Annotated in this window: 19 protein-coding genes; 4 read left to right on the forward strand and 15 right to left on the reverse strand. The window is 57.0% G+C overall.

Translation table 11 applies throughout. The features are described from left to right. Positions 1-103 precede the first annotated feature (103 nt). Positions 104-1,093 carry a DUF2804 domain-containing protein gene (locus FrondiHNR_RS12690; protein ID WP_279353133.1) on the reverse strand — a complete coding sequence of 330 codons (990 nt, stop codon included), beginning with the start codon at positions 1,091-1,093 and terminating at the stop codon, positions 104-106. 115 nt (positions 1,094-1,208) lie between these two features. Between FrondiHNR_RS12690 and FrondiHNR_RS12695 the strand changes: the two genes are divergently transcribed. Next, positions 1,209-2,507, forward strand: a complete 1,299-nt coding sequence (locus FrondiHNR_RS12695) for an AAA family ATPase (protein ID WP_279353134.1) — start codon at positions 1,209-1,211, stop codon at positions 2,505-2,507. 54 nt (positions 2,508-2,561) lie between these two features. Here FrondiHNR_RS12695 and FrondiHNR_RS12700 read toward each other — a convergent pair whose 3' ends face one another. Both FrondiHNR_RS12700 and FrondiHNR_RS12705 read right to left on the reverse strand, forming a co-directional pair. Further along, positions 2,562-3,215, reverse strand: coding sequence for a biliverdin-producing heme oxygenase (locus FrondiHNR_RS12700; protein ID WP_279353135.1), 654 nt, complete (start codon positions 3,213-3,215; stop codon positions 2,562-2,564). A gap of 161 nt (positions 3,216-3,376) precedes the next feature. Further along, complete coding sequence (locus FrondiHNR_RS12705; RefSeq protein WP_279353136.1) at positions 3,377-3,679, reverse strand: DUF2470 domain-containing protein; 303 nt, start codon at positions 3,677-3,679, stop codon at positions 3,377-3,379. 141 nt (positions 3,680-3,820) lie between these two features. Here FrondiHNR_RS12705 and dcd point away from each other — a divergent pair, with 141 nt between their 5' ends. Beyond that, positions 3,821-4,426: a dCTP deaminase gene (dcd, locus tag FrondiHNR_RS12710; RefSeq protein ID WP_279353137.1), complete on the forward strand. Its 606-nt coding sequence runs from the start codon at positions 3,821-3,823 to the stop codon at positions 4,424-4,426. 145 nt (positions 4,427-4,571) lie between these two features. Here the strand turns inward: dcd and FrondiHNR_RS12715 are convergent, their stop codons facing one another. The 3 genes from FrondiHNR_RS12715 to FrondiHNR_RS12725 all read right to left on the reverse strand — a co-directional run bounded on the left by FrondiHNR_RS12715 (position 4,572) and on the right by FrondiHNR_RS12725 (position 8,411). Then, complete coding sequence (locus FrondiHNR_RS12715; protein ID WP_279353138.1) at positions 4,572-6,656, reverse strand: cytochrome c oxidase assembly protein; 2,085 nt, start codon at positions 6,654-6,656, stop codon at positions 4,572-4,574. A 208-nt stretch (positions 6,657-6,864) separates the two neighbouring features. After that, entirely contained in the window at positions 6,865-7,143 is a 279-nt protein-coding gene (locus FrondiHNR_RS12720) for an HU family DNA-binding protein (RefSeq protein WP_279353139.1), read from the reverse strand. A 182-nt stretch (positions 7,144-7,325) separates the two neighbouring features. Then, positions 7,326-8,411, reverse strand: a complete 1,086-nt coding sequence (locus FrondiHNR_RS12725) for a glycosyltransferase family 1 protein (RefSeq protein WP_279353140.1) — start codon at positions 8,409-8,411, stop codon at positions 7,326-7,328. Between the two features lie 111 nt (positions 8,412-8,522). Between FrondiHNR_RS12725 and FrondiHNR_RS12730 the strand changes: the two genes are divergently transcribed. Continuing rightward, positions 8,523-9,866 (forward strand): tRNA guanosine(34) transglycosylase Tgt, encoded by a 1,344-nt coding sequence (locus tag FrondiHNR_RS12730; RefSeq protein ID WP_279353141.1) that lies wholly within the window; start codon positions 8,523-8,525, stop codon positions 9,864-9,866. Between the two features lie 275 nt (positions 9,867-10,141). After that, on the forward strand, positions 10,142-10,651 hold the full coding sequence (locus tag FrondiHNR_RS12735) for a VapA/VapB family virulence-associated protein (protein ID WP_279353142.1): 510 nt from the start codon (positions 10,142-10,144) through the stop codon (positions 10,649-10,651). A gap of 177 nt (positions 10,652-10,828) precedes the next feature. Here FrondiHNR_RS12735 and FrondiHNR_RS12740 read toward each other — a convergent pair whose 3' ends face one another. From FrondiHNR_RS12740 to FrondiHNR_RS12780, 9 genes are all read right to left on the reverse strand, one after another. Then, positions 10,829-10,990: a hypothetical protein gene (locus FrondiHNR_RS12740; protein ID WP_279353143.1), complete on the reverse strand. Its 162-nt coding sequence runs from the start codon at positions 10,988-10,990 to the stop codon at positions 10,829-10,831. A gap of 14 nt (positions 10,991-11,004) precedes the next feature. Then, positions 11,005-11,400, reverse strand: coding sequence for a hypothetical protein (locus FrondiHNR_RS12745; protein ID WP_279353144.1), 396 nt, complete (start codon positions 11,398-11,400; stop codon positions 11,005-11,007). Next, positions 11,378-11,866 (reverse strand): hypothetical protein, encoded by a 489-nt coding sequence (locus FrondiHNR_RS12750; protein ID WP_279353145.1) that lies wholly within the window; start codon positions 11,864-11,866, stop codon positions 11,378-11,380. Before FrondiHNR_RS12750 ends, FrondiHNR_RS12745 begins: the two co-directional genes overlap by 23 nt. 142 nt (positions 11,867-12,008) lie before the next feature. Then, positions 12,009-12,797 (reverse strand): queuosine precursor transporter, encoded by a 789-nt coding sequence (locus FrondiHNR_RS12755; RefSeq protein WP_279353146.1) that lies wholly within the window; start codon positions 12,795-12,797, stop codon positions 12,009-12,011. Further along, positions 12,772-13,938, reverse strand: a complete 1,167-nt coding sequence (gene rlmN / locus FrondiHNR_RS12760) for a 23S rRNA (adenine(2503)-C(2))-methyltransferase RlmN (protein WP_279354562.1) — start codon at positions 13,936-13,938, stop codon at positions 12,772-12,774. Before rlmN ends, FrondiHNR_RS12755 begins: the two co-directional genes overlap by 26 nt. A 365-nt stretch (positions 13,939-14,303) precedes the next feature. Next, positions 14,304-14,609 carry a 30S ribosomal protein S14 gene (rpsN, locus tag FrondiHNR_RS12765; protein WP_279353147.1) on the reverse strand — a complete coding sequence of 102 codons (306 nt, stop codon included), beginning with the start codon at positions 14,607-14,609 and terminating at the stop codon, positions 14,304-14,306. Positions 14,610-14,611: 2 nt separating this feature from the next. Next, positions 14,612-14,779 carry a 50S ribosomal protein L33 gene (gene rpmG / locus FrondiHNR_RS12770; RefSeq protein WP_141916402.1) on the reverse strand — a complete coding sequence of 56 codons (168 nt, stop codon included), beginning with the start codon at positions 14,777-14,779 and terminating at the stop codon, positions 14,612-14,614. Further along, complete coding sequence (gene rpmB / locus FrondiHNR_RS12775) at positions 14,779-15,015, reverse strand: 50S ribosomal protein L28 (protein ID WP_279353148.1); 237 nt, start codon at positions 15,013-15,015, stop codon at positions 14,779-14,781. Before rpmB ends, rpmG begins: the two co-directional genes overlap by 1 nt. Positions 15,016-15,875: 860 nt before the next feature. Further along, the gene (locus tag FrondiHNR_RS12780) at positions 15,876-16,133 is read right to left on the reverse strand and encodes a hypothetical protein (protein WP_279353149.1); all 258 of its coding nucleotides are present in this window, start codon (positions 16,131-16,133) and stop codon (positions 15,876-15,878) included. Between the last annotated feature and the right edge of the window lie 118 nt (positions 16,134-16,251).

The raw sequence follows: 16,251 nt of genomic DNA on the forward strand, positions 1-16,251 counted from the left end.
GGGTGGCCCCCGCACGGGAAACTGATCGCACGGTACCCGGTCGCGCAGCATCCGATCGCACGGTACCCGGTCGCGCAGCACCCAGGCACGCAGGCGCCTCTCGCTACCAGCGACGCGACGCTGCCTCCACCCACCCCACCAGACCGTCAACGGAAATTTCTTTCCCGGAAGATCGACGCACCCAACCCGACCACTCGCCAAACGCCTGATGGGTCTCGGAAGACATAACAAACCTATTTCTACCGGTGTTTCGCACCCGAAACGGCGTGAGCGTAACGTTCACCCGATCCCCCACAATATTCCAGGGCTGGCTCAGATCCTCGGTACTAAAGGTCCACCCGAGTTCATTGGGAATATAGTCCATGCTCCCATCAACAAAAATCGCATTTTGCGTGGCACCCGTTCCAGCGGTCCACCCTCCTCCCAGCTGCAGGCCGACCCGCTTCCGGCGCACCATTCCCGAGGCGAAGCCCCGATTCCACGCTGCGGAATAAGGCCAGCGTCCCCGACCTCGATTCAGCACCGCCCAGCTCTTTTTTGTCGGCAGCTCGTAACGCTCACCCCGCACGGTGATCACACCCGTCACGGGCCGAGCCACCTCTCCGAGCGCGTAGTGAAACAGCCTCGGAGACCAGGGAACCACTACCCCCAGGCTCTCACCCCCGGGCTCAGCCTGTAAATCAACATCAACGCCCTTAACGGATGATCGAACCCGGGTTCCCCGCGGAGTGTCCATCAGGCTGATCACCACATTCTTTGTGGTGGCATTGGCGGTGAAGGGTGGCAGGGTATCCGGTAGCGTGACCCGGCGCCCAAAAGGAACAGTCCCCACGATCTCCTGTTCCTCACCCGTCTGGCGATCGTAAAGGTAAAACCGACTCGCGGAAACGTAGTCAAAGTTCGATATCAGCAGCTTAAGAATGTATCGCGGGGTGATAATTCCCCACTGTTCCCAACGTTTGTTCCTCCCCCACCCACTGAGATTTGTGCGATGAAGCGGAGAGCGGGTGTAACCACGAGCACCGGGGTTGAGGCTACCGTTTGCAAGACAGAGGTCTACAGCATCGGTAATCTCGGTAAAGGGAGAGCTCATACTCCCACACTACATCTTTCCCCAATAACGCCCCGATCTATCAGCCTCACACCGAACAACAGCCAGGGTCTGTAGAGTGGTGTGGTTGACGGGTCTACGCGAGGAGGGAACCCAGATGTCGCGGGTCACTCTCAGTCCCGAACAACAGGCGGTGTTTGACCGCATTGAAAACAGCCGTGATCACGTGTTTGTCACGGGCCGCGCGGGCACGGGAAAGTCCACCCTGCTCAATCACCTCTCGTGGAACACTAGCAAACAGATTGTGGTCTGCGCCCCCACGGGAGTTGCTGCGCTCAACGTGACGGGGCAAACCGTGCACTCCCTCTTTCGCCTTCCCACGGGCATCATCGCGGATCACACCATCGATCAGAGCGCCGAGCTCAAAAAACTCCTCAACGCCATCGACACCCTGGTAATTGATGAGGTTTCCATGGTGAACTCCGACCTCATGGACGGCATCGATCGGTCCCTGCGTCAGGCACGCGCAAAACGCCACGAACCCTTCGGCGGTGTGCAAATGATTATGTTTGGCGACCCCTATCAGCTCCCCCCTGTTCCCCCGAGCGACCCCGAGGAGCGCGCCTACTACGCGGATAATTACCGGTCACTGTGGTTTTTTGATGCCCGGGTATGGCAGGAAGCCGACCTGAATATCATCGAGCTCAGTGAGATTCACCGGCAACAAGACAACCGCTTCAAAGAACTCCTCAACGGGATACGTCACGGAGTTGTCACCGCCGACATGGCACACGAGCTCAACACCGCTGGCAGCCGCACCCCTCCCGCGGAGGGAATCATCACACTCGCCACCACCAATGCAACCGTAAACCGCATCAACGCAACCGCATTGGGCAAGATTGACGCGGCTCCACTGCGCGCCGTTGCAGAGATCAACGGAGAGTTCCGCCGGGGTGCATATCCGGCAGACGAAACCCTTGAACTGAAACCCGGCGCACAGGTGATGTTCCTGCGAAACGACTCCGATGCGCGCTGGGTCAATGGAACCCTGGGCACCGTTGACCACATCGATGGCAATGTGTGGGTTAACGTCGACGGCGAACTCCACGAGGTTGAGCCGGTCGCCTGGGAGCGACACAAGTACACCTACTCACCACTTACCAAAACCCTTACAAAAGACGTAGTGGCAGAGTTTATTCAATTTCCGCTGCGCCTGGCGTGGGCCGTGACCATCCATAAGTCACAGGGGAAAACCTATCGACAGGCCATCGTAGATCTGGGAAATCGCGCTTTTAGTCCCGGGCAAACCTACGTGGCTCTCAGCCGCATAACAGACATCAACGGTCTCTATCTCACGCGCCCCCTGCGGCCCGCCGATGTCACGGTCGACGACAGCGTGCGTCGCTTTATGCAGGCCGTACGTAGCCAAAAGTCAGCGGCAGCGCAGGAAGAATAACGACCGAACTCGCGGCTCCGTGGAGTGACGGCCTCACAAGATAGCGTCTATCTTCTATGCGGCAGCGGCGGCCTTTGCCCGAGCCAGGTCGTCAAACACCAGACCGTTAAACTCATAGGCCAGAATGACCTCGTCGATCACACGATCACGTTCGGCCTCGTCCCAGTCAACCGCGTCAAGCTGTTCCTTGTAAGTGTCTTTAAACTGCTTTGGCTTTGCAATCTCATCAAAAAGATAAAAACCTACGCCGTTGGTCTCAAACCCAAATTGACGCTTCATCAGGGTGCGGATAATTTGGCCGCCGGAGAGATCACCGAGATAACGAATGTAGTGGTGAGCGATAAACCCCCCGCTCCAAGTTGCGCCGACCTCGCGAATACGCTCGACATAGGCCCGGGTTGAGGGAAGAGCTTCAATCTGCTCTAACCAGTCCTCGCCAATCAAGAACTCTAGGTCTGCCTTGAGTGCGGGGAGCCGGGTGAGCTTCGAGGTGATAAAGGCCGCGGCTACGGGGTCGTTTTTCATGCGCTCAGTTGCATTCTCCAACGCCTCATAGATGAAGTAGTACTGCTTAACAAGCGCCACGTAGTCCTCACGGGTTCCACGCCCCGAGATGAGGTCGTCCATGAACCCAGCCCCACTGGTGTCTCTGTGACCACTCTTGGTGCGCTCACGCAAAATCTGCGAAAAAGAAACTATATTTGACACGTTTTACTCCCACGGTTGAGGTGCTTTATAAGCTTAGCCGACCCTAACTTCTATTCTCCACTGCGGAACCTGAATATCCGATTAGAAGTCTTCTCTAAACCCGGATGAAAAAGTTGGTTCTTCTGGTACACCGCAGTGTGCGCAGCCACAAAATACACGGGCTAGTCCTGCTCAGGGTATGGGTTAAGACCCAAGCGACGACACGCTTCGCGATACAGCAGAACAACCTCACGACGAATCTGCGCGCGCTCCGAAATTGATTGACCCCAGGGAACGCGTAACTCCGCTGTGCCGTCAGAGTCTGTCACAGACCAGGTCCCGGCGGTATCGTCTATTCCGGTCATGGTGGCGGTCGTGGCCTCGGGGCGCCCAAAAGCACGGGCGATAATCAGACTATCAGCGGTGTGGTCGTTGTTCATGTGGTTTAAAACCGCAGCAACGACTTCGGGGGGAAAGGAAGTCACGACCCTAAGACTAGCCGGTTCTCCCTACTCCCGGGTATCCCCAACCTCGGATTCTCCTCCACAGCCTGCCCCTATGTACATCGATGTTATATTTCTATCTGGACTCATTGCGCACGATCCGAGAACCAGTATGCTGAAAAGGTGCTTCTTTCAGATCGTGACATTAGGTTAGAGCTGTCCGAGGGCCGCATCGGTCTCTGCCCCCTCGACGAAACGATGGTACAACCGGCGAGCGTTGATGTTCGGCTGGATCGTTTCTTTCGACTATTCGACAACCACAAGTATCCTTTCATAGACCCCTCTATTGATCAGCCCGGTCTCACCCGGTTGGTCGAGGCAGATCCCAACGCACCTTTTGTCTTGCATCCCGGTGAATTTGTGCTCGCCTCCACGTTCGAGCAGGTCACACTTGCCGATAACATCGCGGCTCGCCTGGAGGGCAAGAGTTCTCTCGGGCGTCTGGGCCTGCTCACCCACTCCACCGCGGGCTTTATCGATCCTGGCTTTTCGGGGCACGTCACCCTGGAGCTGTCCAACATGGCCACGCTCCCCATCAAGCTCTGGCCCGGTATGAAAATCGGCCAGCTATGCTTCTTCCGCCTCACCTCGCCAGCCGAGAAGCCATACGGCTCTGCAGAGTATAACTCGCGCTATCAGGGGCAGCGGGGGCCAACGGCCTCGCGATCCTTTGCGCACTTTCACCGCGCGGATGTCACGGTGACCGATGCCGGGAGGGTCGGCGAGTAACGCCATTCGTGCACTTTTTTCAATGAAGACTCCGTCGGGAAAAGCATACTGACCCTGCTCCCCGGTGTCGGCGCTGTCCTCAGGTGTGAGCGTCACGTCATCGGACGCTAGTGATACCCGACTGTTCGTGCCGCTCCCCGGGACACTAGCGCTGCTCCCCCCGGGGGTCGGTGCCGGTCTCCGGCGTGGCGGTCCCGGTCTCCGACACGGTGGTTCCGCTCGCCTCCGCAGGCCCGGCACTCCGCGTGGCTCTCACCTGATCCTTCTGTGCGAGCTTTTCAAGCATGGCGTTGTACTCGTGGAGTTCAGCATCACCGGTGCGGGCAGCGTTACGATCCTGACGCTTAGCATCCTTCTTATCCTGCCTACTCCACATCACCGCAACGGTTATCGCAAGAATCACGGTGGGAATCTCCCCGATGCCCCACGCAATCCCCCCACCGTTCTGCTGGTCAAGCAGCGGCTCCGGCCCCCACGTACGACCCATCGCACCGTACCAATCGGCCAGCATCAAGCCCGTACCGCTCATAATTGCCAGGCCAAAAAAGGCGTGGAACGCCATGGTTCCCATGAGCAGGATAAGCCGAAACGGGTAGGGCAATCGATACTTCACCGGGTCGATACCCACCAGCGACTGCACAAAGAGGTAACCCGTGATGAGGAAGTGAACGATCATCCACTGATGACCCAGATGCTCCGTTGTGGCCCAGCGGAACAGCGGGGTGTAATAAAATCCCCAGAGCGAGCCCGCGAACAGCACGGCGGCAACAATCGGGTTGGTAATCACGGTGGCAAACGGGGTGTGAATGGCCCAAAAAATCCACTCTCGCGCACCCCATGAACCGTCCCCACGTTTGTGAATGGCGCGCAGAGCCAACGTGATGGGTGCACCAAAAACCAAAAACATGGGGATAGCCATACTGAGCACCATGTGGCCCATCATGTGCACGCTAAAGAGGTAGCGTTCATACACGTTAAACGCGCCGTTTGTGATGTAGAAGAGAATGAGCATTCCCGTCACCCACAGAACAGTTCTGTGCACCGGCCACGCGTCTCCCCTGGCCTTCAACCGGCGAACACCGGCAATATAAAAGAAGATCCCTAGAACAACGATGAAGGTCCACAGCAGATCAAACCGCCACTCCGTCAGGTAGCTCAGCGGGGTGAGTTCCCTCGGCAGAGGCTCACCCGTGAGAATCTGGGCGGGGGTTGCATCCGCAATTTCGGAGGCCGGCTGCTGCACCTGCGGTTTGGCGGTACGCCCCAGTGCCACGGCAACACCCGAGGCAATCCCCATAAATGCCAGCTCGGCGAGGACAAACCACCAGAACGTGGGGAGGTACCTGTCCGGGCGGGTGGTCATACGCCGAATCAAAAATTGCCGATGCAGAACACCAAAGATCCCGAGCGCTACCAGGGCTACCACCTTGGCAATGATGAGGATGCCGTAGGGAGTGAGCAGGTCGGACCACTGCCCGATACGCAATTGAGCGCTGACATACCCCGAGGCAGCCACAACAATAAAGGCGAGCAGAGCCAGTGACGAGTACCGCGAAATAATAGCCACCATGCGTTTGGGGGAAACCGCGCGCAAGAGCAGAACCAGGGTGAGTAGCCCACCCAGCCACACGGCAGCCCCCACCAGGTGAAGCATCATTCCCGTGACCGCCACGTCGTGACCCGAGCTGCCCGCAGCATGCCCCTGCTGGGCCATCGGGACGAGGGAGGCGGCGGCAATAATCGCCACAAATATGACAAGCCGTCGGTCGCGCACCGCAAAACACAGCACGGTGACGATGGCTGCCAAGAGAACCGTGATGAGCCACAATCGTCCCAGCTCAATCTCGCTCACAAAAAGACCCAGTCCGCTGCTGAAGGCCTCATCAAACCCAAAGGGTGTTGCAGTAACGTTGATGAAGGTGACCACCAGGAGCGCCCCGGCAGAAACCGTGTATACGGCGGCGGCACCCGCTGCCACATCAAGGGCGGTGCCGTACTCTTTCTGCTTTGCGGACAGCGCAAAGCACACAAGCACCAGAGAGCCCAGGGCCAGGGCCGCGGAAATGTTCACAAACAGCTTCAGCACGGGCAGCAGGTAGCGAACAACGGGACCCGGATCAAGGAGGGTACGTGGAGCCGCGCCATCCCCAATGGCAAGGCTGATAAAGAGTGCGCCCAGGCCCGTCAACAACAAAACGGCAGGACCGATCACACGAAGAAATCGGAGCATTGTTCCAGAATACGCGTTCCTGTCTGAGGGTTTGCACGGTACAGGGTGCAGCGTGGTCGGTTATTGGTTAAGAAATCAAAGATTACACAGGATGGCTGACAGAGGTCGGGCGACTGATCTGTTGGAACTATTGACCAAAATTATGGTTTAAAAAGCTGAGGGGCGCTACCGCGTATGCGGCAGTGCCCCCCGAGGCTGTAACGGTAAGTTACTTAACCGCTGCCTTAAGCTTGCTTCCAACGCTCACCTTGACGCGCTTTCCGGCAGGAATGTTGATGGTCTCACCGGTCTGGGGGTTACGTCCGGTGCGGGCCGAGGTTGCAACAGACTCAAATGCGATCCAACCGGGAATGGTCACCTTGTCATCTGCGGCAACCGCATCTGCTACTGTGGCGAAAAACTTATCAACAACGCTGAGAACAGCGGCCTGGCTCTGGCCGGTGTCGGCAGCGATTTTGGCAACAAGTTCAGTCTTGTTCAATGACATTGTGGGTGTCCTCCTTAGGACGTTCAGTGCTGCTGAAACTACAGCCCGTTTATTTTTGTGTGTGTCACGATCCGAGGATCGCAACACGTAATTTGATAACCGACAGTAAATCTACCAGCGTTTTGCCGGAATATCCGCATTTTTCTGCGGTATTTCCAGTTACGGTGTGTCGCAATTCCGTTTTAATCCGTACCGGTTTTGGCAGCAAGCCTGTGTATTTCTGAGAAGAGAACTTCCGCTGATCGAGCCCAGGAGAACTTTTTAATGTGGATTAAACCGCGAGAAATCAAGGTTTTTCGCGTATCAGGGTCGTCGAGTAGCTGCACCCGAGCCGCGAAGTTTGCGGGGTTACCGGGGTCAAAATAGAGAGCCCCGTCACCGCCAACTTCACGAAATATTTCCAGGTTACTCACAACGGCGGGCACGCCCAATTCGAGCGATTCAGCCACGGGAAGGCCGTATCCCTCGTCACGGCTGGCCGTGACGAGGGCCGCGTTATCCCTCAGGAGCGCCTCATATTCCTCATCCGTGACACCGTTATGAAACACCACGGATGACCCCGTTGGGACCAGACGCTCTAGCTCCCGCCTGCGCTCAGGACTGATTCGGCTGAGCAGGTGCAGGGTGTGTTCCGGCAAAAATTTCATGCCGCGGATCAGCGTCTCCACGTTTTTATAGGGCATAAAAGAACCCATGTAGACGAGGTTTCTTGGGGCGTGATCCGCGTTTGCAACCTCCCTCTCTTGATGTTCCTGGGGCGCGTTGGGCACCACAATGATGGGACGCTTGGTGAGTCGCATCCGCAAGAAGTCTTTCTTGCTGGTTTCGCTCACGGTGGCCACCACATCCGCCCCGTTGAGGGTGAGCCTCTGCGGCGTGTAGCTCAGGTGAAAGAGCCGCCACCCGAGCCGCACCGGCCAGGACAGGTTGCGCGGCGGTGTTCGGTGCCGATAGTAGATCGTGTCGTGCAGGGTGAGGATGAGCTTAAAGGTGCGTCCGCCCGAACCGATCGTCTGCATGGGCGAAAAAACAACGTCGGGGCTGTAGCGGTTGAGTATCCTGGCGCTAAAAGGTTCCCTCACGGACGTGGGTGAGTGAATCTTAAGGACGGAGGCTCCCTCCGGGAGCGACCGCCGCTGACCCTCGTCGCAGATGAGGAAGGTCACGGGGGTGATCTTCGCGAGCGCCGCCCCCAGGGAGGCGGAGTAGCGGCTGATACCGTCGTGAAAATCCGTTCTAATATAACGGGCATCGAACAGGATCTTCATGAATTCGAGACTACCCGTCACCGCCTCAGTGTACAAAAAATTTAAAAGTGTACGGTCAGCGGCCACCACGGGAAACACAGGAGACACCTTCTTTTCTGTTTAGATAGATTCATGACGGATTCTGCCTTTGGTTTTAGTGTGCACGATCGACTGGCGGAATCCTCCGACAACGACCGCCCCTCCACAGCGGCCGCCCCCGTGCTCGGACGAACGGGCACCATTCACACCCCGCACGGCCCCATCCAGACCCCGGCGTTCATTCCCGTGGGCACCAAGGCCACGGTGAAGTCGCTGCTTCCCGAAACGGTGGCAAGCCTCGGATCACAGGCCGTTCTTGCCAACGCGTATCATCTTTTTCTTCAGCCCGGCTCCGACATTCTCAATGAGGCAGGGGGTCTTGGGGCGTTTATGAACTGGCCCGGCCCCACCTTTACCGATAGCGGGGGCTTCCAGGTGATGTCGCTCGGTGTGGGGTTCAAAAAGGTGCTCTCGATGCAGTCCGACGGGTTTCAATCCGACGAGGTGATTGCCCCGCAGGCGGCCCGGCTTGCCCAGCTTGACGATGACGGGGTCACGTTTAAGTCTCACCTCAACGGGGATCTGCACCGGTTTACTCCTGAGGTGTCGATGCGGGTTCAGCACGAGATTGGGGCGGATATTATTTTTGCCTTTGACGAGTGCACCACGCTGCTGAATACCCGGAAGTATCAGGAACGCTCGGTTGAGCGCACCCGCGAGTGGGCAATCCGCTGTCTCGACGCTCACGATGCCCTCACGCAGCAGCGTTCCCATCGGCCGTACCAGGCCCTTTTTGGCGTGGTGCAGGGTGCCCAATACGAGGATCTGCGAAGGAGCGCGGCGCGCGGCCTCGCGGAACTCTCGGTCCCCTCCTACGACCCCACACACGATGACGGGCACGGCGCGGGCAGGCGCGGATTCGACGGGTTTGGCATCGGTGGCGCTCTCGAAAAGTCACAGCTGGGAACAATTGTGGGCTGGGTAACCGAGGAGCTGCCCGAGAATAAACCCCGCCACCTCTTAGGGATCAGCGAACCGGATGACCTTTTTGTCGCCATCGAAAACGGTGCCGACACCTTTGACTGCGTGGCCCCCTCGCGACAGGCCCGAAACGGCAGCATGTACACGCCCGCAGGGCGCGTCAACGTGACAACCAGCAGGTTTCGGCGACACTTTTCTCCGCTACAGGATGGCTGCGGCTGCTACACCTGCACCCACTACACGGCGGCCTATCTGCACCACCTTTTTAAGGCAAAGGAGATGCTGGCCTCCACACTGGCCACCATCCACAACGAGTTCTTTATTGTGTCGCTGGTGGATAATATTCGCCAGAGCATCGGCGACGGCACCTTCTACGAGTTCCGCGACGACTTTCTTCCCCGCTACTACGCGCAGAAGAGGGCTCCACAATCGCCGGTTGCCGTTGTTGCTCGGTGAGCAGCGGGGAGATCTCCGCACGTTAAACATACTTTAATGAAACAGGTCTCACTGTAGCCAAACTGCATGTAGGACCCGCGGCAATTGTTGTGAGAAATCTTACTATTATTGCAATAATATTTTTTAATTAAAGAAGAGAAATAATCTTCGTATGCTATTTTTTTTGAGCATTGACTTCGCTATCTATCGAAATATATGATGAATTTTATAACCCATAATAATAAGTATGAATCTAATAAAAATTTTGACTACTATATGATGATAGATTATTTTGGGTGGTAAAAGTTAGCATATATTTCAAACATCGATCATCGGAGAAGAAGATGAGAAAAACGCTAAGATACATCACAGCTGGAATTGCACTCATATGCAGTATTGGCTTAGCCTCACCCGCAATCGCCACACCAACTATACCAGTTCAGCCAACAACCGTAGAGAACACAAACACACCTTATTCTTGCCAAGAAGAGTCTGAGGGCGCTAGCGGCGAAGTTGTGCTTGCCCTTTTCTACGGAAACGTCAGAGTAAAAGTAAAAAATAGAACTTTCGTCGGGCATAGCGGTGGTTTTGGGATAGGTGGCGGATATACCATTGGTAAAGTGTTCGCACACTGTGGATTCGACAATCTATTTAGCAACACGAAGTCCTTCCAAGTGAATAATGCAGCTGGTGTTGTAAATATTCTCTTCTATGGGCCAGGAAGCCAGCTTCTTGGAACCTTTGTCGGCGGCAACATAGGCCTCGGTGTGGGTATATTTGGCGGTAGTGGCGATTGGAACAACTAATCGCTTAAGAGGGCTCCACAACCGCCGGTTGCCGTTGTTGCTCGGTGAGCAGCGGTGAGGACAGCGGAAGTTAACATATTAGATGAAACCGGTGTCGCTGTAACCGAGCTACGCGTGAAATAACCTCGGGCTCCAACGTGTGAAGCCCGAGGTTATTATCTTTTGGTACGGATAGGGCTATTTCTTTTGAGCTACCTCATCCGTTAGGTGAGCCGGAAGGGGTGTCGATGAGGTATCGGCGACGTGCTCCTCGGTGAGGACACCCTTGTAGAGTGCAACCCCGGCGATACTGCCAGTTAGTGCGGATCCGATGGTGAGGACATCAGTAACCGGGGCCATCTCTGTCGGAGCTATTACACTATCTGCGGTGGTGAACTTTCCTTTACTATCAGTCTCAGGCTTTCCGCGGCCCACACTCCGTGACAGTGGCTGTAGCTCTGAGAGGTTGCCTTTGGCCCGGTAACGCAAGATCCGACAACACAGAACTGCCACTGACCTTCCTGCGTGGTGCCCAAGCTAAACGGAGAGGCCTCGGCTCCCGATTGAGAGAGTAGCGTCTGGCCCGCCGTTTTGGAGAGCTTTGTGCGTACCGACACCGCAAACGAGGCTGCGGGATCAATCGTAACCGGATCGCTGTGTGTCGCGTTCTGCTCTTTCCCATTAAATTTTATTACCGGGACTTCGCCTCCCGCGCTATCCAAACCAAGCGGTGCAGCGTTCAATGCTTCACCGTCGAATAGGTAGGTCACGCAGCTGGGCATCGTCCTCGGAGACAACCCATGCGCGTGCAGCAGCATTCTGGACGGTCTGCTGAATCCACGTATCCGCATCGTCCAGACGAGTTGCGTATGCACCGTTATTGGTGTCATGGGTGACGCTGACGCAGTTATTTTGCCAGGAGCGGCTGTTCAACGCTAAAAGGGTGTCATCCGAGGTGCGAACGCCCGGCGCACCGCTGTCCCCCAGACAAAGCCCGGCATCGGTGTTCCCGATCACAGCAACTTCGCGAGCATCAAAACTACCCACGGTGAACGGCGCTGTGTGGGGCTGTTTCGGAAGCCACTCGGTTTTGGTTCGCCTGTAGCCGGTAAAATCGACCGTTTCACCCGCAATGGGAGGAGTCGTTGCCACGGTGAACGGTTCGGCCTCAAATATCGGTATAAGAACCCGAACCAGGGCGAGGTCGCGGCGGTCATTCCGCGGGTATCGCTTCACATCCGTTACAGGAATACCGCGGTTTTCTGGCCAGGACGCCTCCATTTATCAGCACGACAAATACACACAAAGAGAGGATGCGGTGGGTTGCAATCACGGACGGGTAACCCCGTTATCGCGCCTACACAAGCTTATCCCGTGCTTACCCCTCGCGGCGGCGAACAATCGCAACCACGCGGTAGGTCACCGGAAGCGCCACCACCTCAACGGCCACCTTCACGAGGTATCCGGTGATGACGTAGTTGAGAAACTCGGCACCCGTGATCACGCCGTAGAAGGCGACGGTGCAGAAAACCAGGGTGTCTGCCAGCTGGCCCACCACGGTGGAGCCGAGCACCCGCGACCACAGACGGCCGCGGGGCATCCGCTCTTTGAGCCACACCAGCAACCTGGCGTTGATGAGCTGTCCCGCGACAAAAGCGGCCAGGCTGGCCAGCACGATCCGGGGAACAAACCCTATCACCGCCTCGTACGCCTCCTGGTTTTCCCACCCCTCGGCGGGCGGAACAATCTGAACAATAAGGAAGGTGAGCGCCGCAAGCACCGCACAGACAAAGCCCCAGAAAACCGCGCGTCGGGCAGCTTTCCAACCGTAAACCTCGCTAATAACATCGCCCAAAATATAGGCGAGCGGGAAAAGAAACACCCCGCCGTCCAAGACCAGGGGGCCGCTCTGGATGAGCTTCACAGCCGCCACGTTTGAGATCAGGAGCACCACGCAGAACAGGATCATCAGACCCGTGTAAGGGCTTTGGGGCGGCGTCACAAACCGCGGGGCGGCATCCCGTGGCGGATTATCGCGTACCGCGTCACCCTGTGACGGGGTGGTGCGCGTGCGATCGGCGTGGCCCGCGTGACCAGCGCGATCGGCGTGGCCCGCGTGACCGGTGCTGTCGGCGCCCACGCTATTCCGCCGCCGCAAGCTGTCCACAGGCCCCGTCGATTTCCTTGCCGCGGGTATCGCGCAGGGTGGTCGGGATTCCGGCCCGCACCAGTCGATCAACAAACTCGTCCGCAACCGCGGGGTCGGAGGCCGTCCACACCGAGCCGGGGGTGGGGTTCAGCGGAATGGGATTTACGTGAACCCAGCCGCGCCCGCGTTCAAGCAGCTTGGTCGCGAGCAGGTCGGCGCGCCATCCGTGATCGTTCATATCCTTGATCAGCGCGTACTCGATGCTCACCCTGCGGCCGGTCTTTTCAAAGTAGTTGTAGGCCGAGTCGAGGGCCTCATCTACTTTCCAGCGATTGTTCACCGGAATCATTTCGTTGCGCAGCGTATCATCGGGGGCGTGCAGGGAGAGCGCAAACGTGATGGGCAGGTTTTCCTCGGCCAGCTTGAGGATACCGGGGACCAGACCCACGGTGGAAACGGTGATATTCCGGGCCGACATTCCCAGGCCCTCCGGGGCCTCGGCCACCATCCGGTGCACGGCAGCCATCACCCGCTTGTAGTTGGCGAGGGGTTCACCCATTCCCATAAAAACAATGTTGGTCACGCGTTCCTGATGCTCGGGGGCGGGGCCCTTGCGCCCACCCAGGCCGCCCTCAGCGATGACCCGATTGGCCCGCACGATCTGGTCGAGGATCTCTGCGGTTGACATGTTTCGGGTGAGCCCCGCCTGACCCGTGGCGCAGAAGGGGCAGTTCATTCCGCAACCGCACTGCGACGAAACGCACAGGGTGATTCGCCCCGGGTAGCGCATCAGAACGGACTCCACCAGGGCCCCGTCAAAGAGGCGCCACAAAAACTTAATGGTATCGCCGCGGTCGGTTTGCAACCTCTTAACCTCAGTAAGAAGCGGTGGTAAAAGCTCGGAGGCAAGCTCCTCGCGCGCCGCCGCCGGGAGATCCGTCATCTGGGCGGGGTCGCTGGTGTAGCGTGAAAAGTAGTGCTGCGAGAGCTGCTTCGCGCGAAACCCAGGATACCCCAGTTCTGTGACCTTCGCGGTGCGCTCTTCGAGCGTGAGATCGGCCAGGTGCATCGGGGGCTGTTTTACCCGGGGACCTTTAAACTGCAGTTGCGGGCGGCCATCGCTCGCAACCTTCTGGGTCCAGCCCTCGGCCACGGGCATGATCTGCGGGCGAGTCTTCGGGGAACGGGGCTTCGTCGAGCGGATTCCGGTGGACTGGGTTCCAGCGGGCTGCGTCCCGGCGTTCTGGTTTCCGGGAGAGCGGACTCCTGTCGAGCGGATTCCAGCGGGCTGAGTTCCAGTGAACTGAGTTCCGGCAGGCTGGCTTCCAGCGAGCTGCGTTCCAGTGCCCTGCGTTTCGGGAGAGCGGGCTCCGGTCGGGCGAATTCCGGTGTCCTGAGTTTCGGCTACGGGGTCGTGTTGCTGCACGATATGCTCCTCAAGCTTTTAATACAACAGAGGACCCCAGCCATTTTATGGTTGAGGCCCTCTGTTGTTAGTGCGACCAAAAGTTTTGGTCTAAAGTTTTACCAACTCGACTTGGTGATACCGGGCAGTTCGCCGCGGTGTGCCATGTCGCGGAAACGCACACGCGATACACCGTACTTGCTCAGTACACCGCGGGGACGGCCATCAATGGCGTCCCGGCTGCGCACACGCACCGGTGATGCGTTGCGGGGGAGCTTCTGCAGCCCCACGCGTGCGGCCTCGCGGCTCTCATCGGTTCCATTGGGATCGACAAGGGCCTTCTTCAGTTCCAGACGCTTCGCAGCGTAACGCGCAACGATCTCCTGGCGCTGCTTATTCTTGGCAATCATGCTTTTTTTCGCCATTTTTAGCGCTCCTCTCGGAATTCAACGTGCTTGCGCACTACGGGATCGTACTTTTTTAGTACGAGACGGTCGGGGTTATTGCGACGATTCTTACGGGTGACGTAGGTGTATCCGGTTCCCGCGGTCGAACGCATTTTAATAATGGGACGTACGTCCTGTGCCTTTGCCACTAGATCTTCTCTCCTCGTGCGAGTAGGTCTTGAACAACCGCCTCAATTCCGCGAGCATCAATTGTCTTGATGCCCTTTACTGAGAGCGTGAGAGTTACTTTGCGACGGAGCGACGGAACGTAGTACGTCTTCTTCTGAATGTTTGGGTCGAAACGACGCTTGGTGCGTCGGTGCGAGTGTGAAATGTTGTGACCGAAGCCGGGAACGGCACCCGTCACCTGGCAGACTGCTGCCATGATTATCCTCCATTAAATACCGCAGAACGAGTGTTCTGCCCAAGATCTCTTGTCGGCGCGGGCTTCCCGTGGCCTTTACAAGCCTCAAGAAACACCCACACGATCCGTGCGGTGGTGTCCGCACAGCCAAGGGTTAACTTTACAGGCAAAATCACATATCTCGCAATGTCACGAAGCAAGTTCCCAGCTATTGCGACCAATAACTGACACCCCGTACATCTACAGGCCAACATCACCCGCCACACCCACCCGGCAAAACAAGCCCCCTGCCCCTGCATGTCATGGTTCGACCGCAAAAGGCATTATCGACCAAAAACGGGTCGCTCCCCACCGCAATTTTCATAGATTTTGCGACGGGGTGCGACCCGCAGAGATAAGGATGAGTGGCTAATCATCACGTTTTAGCAAAGACCGAATATGGTCATCGCTTTCACGCTTTATAAATTATGTCCCCCAGTATTTTCCTCATGAGTTTTACAGTGTGATAGCCGTTGACGGGAGCGGAGTTCCTGCGCCGTGCCCGTCACTGTTGTGACACCGACACGGACAGGTGGCGATCCTCTCGCCCACCTCTACAAAAGGCATTGAACTAGCACACGTTTCACGCGCATGAGGATGTTGACACATGGTTTCAACTGAAACGGGATTTCGGTTGCGCCTCTGCATCAGAATCCTGCTCTTTTCCCCGGCGGACGCTGTGAGCGTCCACAGTTTTACCCTGACGATATCTCCGACCTCGTCAAGGCCAAATGTCCAGCACTTTGCTGATCGACTCGCTCCGAAAACCGTTTTTACTAAAAATTGAACGATGAGATAGAGCCCAGCGACAACTGCGGCACCGATAAAGAGCAGGACGATAATCAACGACGCCGACGCACCAATCCATACCGATGTTTATCATCGCTGTCCCAGCCCGGAACCTTTTCGTCAAGCCACGCACCGCGAGCCTCTTCCAGCTGGCCCTCCATCCGCAATTTACGCTGATGACTGGTCCATTTTCCTACCCCTGCAACCGTTGGTCGCGGGAACCCACCCGACTCTTCAACGTATTTCACTAGATCCTCGGCCAGGAGCATCCACATCTCATAGCCAGGAGCGTCTTTGTCGATTTCTGCCACTTTAATTTTCCTTAGTGTGTTTATGTATGAATGTGATTGCATCATTTGTGATGCGGACCCATTAGGAGGATTCGATATCTTAATCGGCATCGCCTCTGCAACGTGCCAAGATCCTCAA

The organism is Lysinibacter sp. HNR (assembly GCF_029760935.1).
Taxonomy (GTDB): Bacteria; Actinomycetota; Actinomycetes; order Actinomycetales; family Microbacteriaceae; genus HNR.

What these genes read in the sequence shown, in the direction of transcription:
- FrondiHNR_RS12690 (WP_279353133.1), bottom strand. Translation starts at nt 1,093, where the DNA reads ATGAGCTCTCCCTTTACCGAGATTACCGATGCTGTAGACCTCTGTCTT.
- FrondiHNR_RS12695 (WP_279353134.1), top strand. Translation starts at nt 1,209, where the DNA reads ATGTCGCGGGTCACTCTCAGTCCCGAACAACAGGCGGTGTTTGACCGC.
- FrondiHNR_RS12715 (WP_279353138.1), bottom strand. Translation starts at nt 6,656, where the DNA reads ATGCTCCGATTTCTTCGTGTGATCGGTCCTGCCGTTTTGTTGTTGACG.
- FrondiHNR_RS12720 (WP_279353139.1), bottom strand. Translation starts at nt 7,143, where the DNA reads ATGTCATTGAACAAGACTGAACTTGTTGCCAAAATCGCTGCCGACACC.
- FrondiHNR_RS12725 (WP_279353140.1), bottom strand. Translation starts at nt 8,411, where the DNA reads ATGAAGATCCTGTTCGATGCCCGTTATATTAGAACGGATTTTCACGAC.
- FrondiHNR_RS12730 (WP_279353141.1), top strand. Translation starts at nt 8,523, where the DNA reads ATGACGGATTCTGCCTTTGGTTTTAGTGTGCACGATCGACTGGCGGAA.
- FrondiHNR_RS12740 (WP_279353143.1), bottom strand. Translation starts at nt 10,990, where the DNA reads ATGGCCCCGGTTACTGATGTCCTCACCATCGGATCCGCACTAACTGGC.
- rlmN (WP_279354562.1), bottom strand. Translation starts at nt 13,938, where the DNA reads ATGCCCGTGGCCGAGGGCTGGACCCAGAAGGTTGCGAGCGATGGCCGC.
- rpsN (WP_279353147.1), bottom strand. Translation starts at nt 14,609, where the DNA reads ATGGCGAAAAAAAGCATGATTGCCAAGAATAAGCAGCGCCAGGAGATC.
- rpmB (WP_279353148.1), bottom strand. Translation starts at nt 15,015, where the DNA reads ATGGCAGCAGTCTGCCAGGTGACGGGTGCCGTTCCCGGCTTCGGTCAC.